1 protein-coding gene and 2 pseudogenes are annotated in these 1611 nt (G+C 65.0%); 2 read left to right on the top strand and 1 reads right to left on the bottom strand.

All coding sequences use genetic code 11. From position 1 onward, the window contains the following. Window positions 1-230 (bottom strand): annotated as a pseudogene (locus ACFWBT_RS42905) (IS5/IS1182 family transposase); the annotation flags it as partial. A gap of 78 nt (window positions 231-308) precedes the next feature. On the opposite strand from ACFWBT_RS42905, the pseudogene ACFWBT_RS42900 reads away from it, so the two are divergent. Further along, window positions 309-1283 (top strand): annotated as a pseudogene (locus tag ACFWBT_RS42900) (discoidin domain-containing protein); the annotation flags it as partial. A gap of 97 nt (window positions 1284-1380) precedes the next feature. Continuing rightward, the coding region (locus tag ACFWBT_RS42895) for a hypothetical protein (protein ID WP_385710246.1) at window positions 1381-1611 on the top strand (231 nt) is incomplete at its 3' end.

The following is a 1611-nucleotide window of genomic DNA, read 5'->3' as shown; positions in this document are numbered from 1 at the left end:
CCCCGAACCCGGCACCGACTTGTGCGAACGTCTCGTTCTTTCGTGGATGGGCCAGCGTCAGCAGCGCTTGCTTGAAGCAGCTCAACTTCCGCCAGTGTGTGCGAAGTTCACGCCTTCGGGTGTAGACGAGCCAGGAGACATGCTCGACCAGCTCGTACGGGACATCGAGCGTGGAAGGATACGGAACCAACGAAGCCCCCGGCCGTCGGCGTGTTGAGTGAGATCACCACACCAACGACGAGGGGCTTCGTCACGTCACCACCACGCTGACCAGCCCATTTCATCCCCACGGCACAGGATGAAAGAGGCTCACTGAGCTCGGCGAGTACGCCGTACGCGGCATGACCAAACGCGGGATGATGCTGGAGATCGACCACATGAGCATCAAGGCCGCAGGCCGTGCCCTCGACATCCTCGAGTCGGAGTCGTATCCCGGCGTGATCTCCTCCCACAGCTGGATGGACCTCAACTGGACCGAGCAAGTCTACGGTCTCGGCGGTTTCATCGCCCAGTACATGAACGGCTCGGAAGTCTTCATCGCGGAGGCGAAGCGCACGGAGGCCCTGCGCGACAAGTACGGCGTCGGGTACGGCTACGGCACCGACATGAACGGCGTCGGCGGCTGGCCGGGCCCCCGCGGGGCTGACACACCGAACCCGGTGCGCTACCCCTTCCGCAGCGCCGACGGCAGCGCCGTCATCGACCGCCAGACCACCGGACAGCGCACCTGAGACATCAACACCGACGGAGCCGCGCACTACGGCCTCGTACCGGACTGGCTGGAGGACATACGCGTCGCCGGCGGCCAGGACGTCGTGGACGACCTCTTCCTGGGCGCCGAGTCCTACCTCGCCACGTGGAAGGCATCCGAGAACCACAAGGCTGGGGTGAACCTCGCCGCGGGAGCCTCCACCTCGACCAGCTCGTCGGAGTGGAGCCTGTTCACCAGCTATGCACCCGGACGGGCCGTGGACGGCGAGACCAACACCCGTTGGGCGAGCGACTGGAGCGACGACCAGTGGCTCCGGATCGACCTCGGCGCGCCCAGACCGGTCAAGCGGGTCGTCCTCGACTGGGAGCGCGCCTACGGGAAGGCGTACCGGATCGAGGTCTCGGCCGACGGCACGGATTGGCGGTCCGTCTGGTCCACGACCGGTGGTGACGGCGGCCTAGACACGGCGCAGTTCACAACGGCTTCGGCCCGCTACGTACGCATCCATGGCCTGAAGCGCGGCACCAAGTGGGGCTATTCCCTCCACGAAGTAGGCGTCTACAGCAGCTGACGCGCCAGGGCGCGGGTCGACTGGATCAGCGCTCCTGATTCCATTCAGCTGGCTTCAGCCGTGAGTTCAACGCGCGAGGGTAAAGCCAATGGCACGAATGCCATCTGCCGAGCGGTGGCCACAACTGATCGATGCGGCGATCCGTGCAATGAACGGCGAATCTGCTTCTGAAACGATCAGCAACGAGTTGGTGCGTGATAGCGGGTGGGGCGTCGTGCCAGGCAGGTGGCATGATCCCGCTGTGGTGATCATGGTCAATCGGGCGGTGTTGGCGCATCGGCTGTTCACGGGTCTCTCTCGGCGTCATCTCGCCTGCCTGGTCGAGGAG

Source organism: Streptomyces sp. NPDC060027 (assembly GCF_042737005.1).
Classification (GTDB): Bacteria; Actinomycetota; Actinomycetes; order Streptomycetales; family Streptomycetaceae; genus Streptomyces.
Note: the sequence above shows the minus strand (reverse complement) of the source record. Positions and strands in the feature narration are given on the sequence as shown.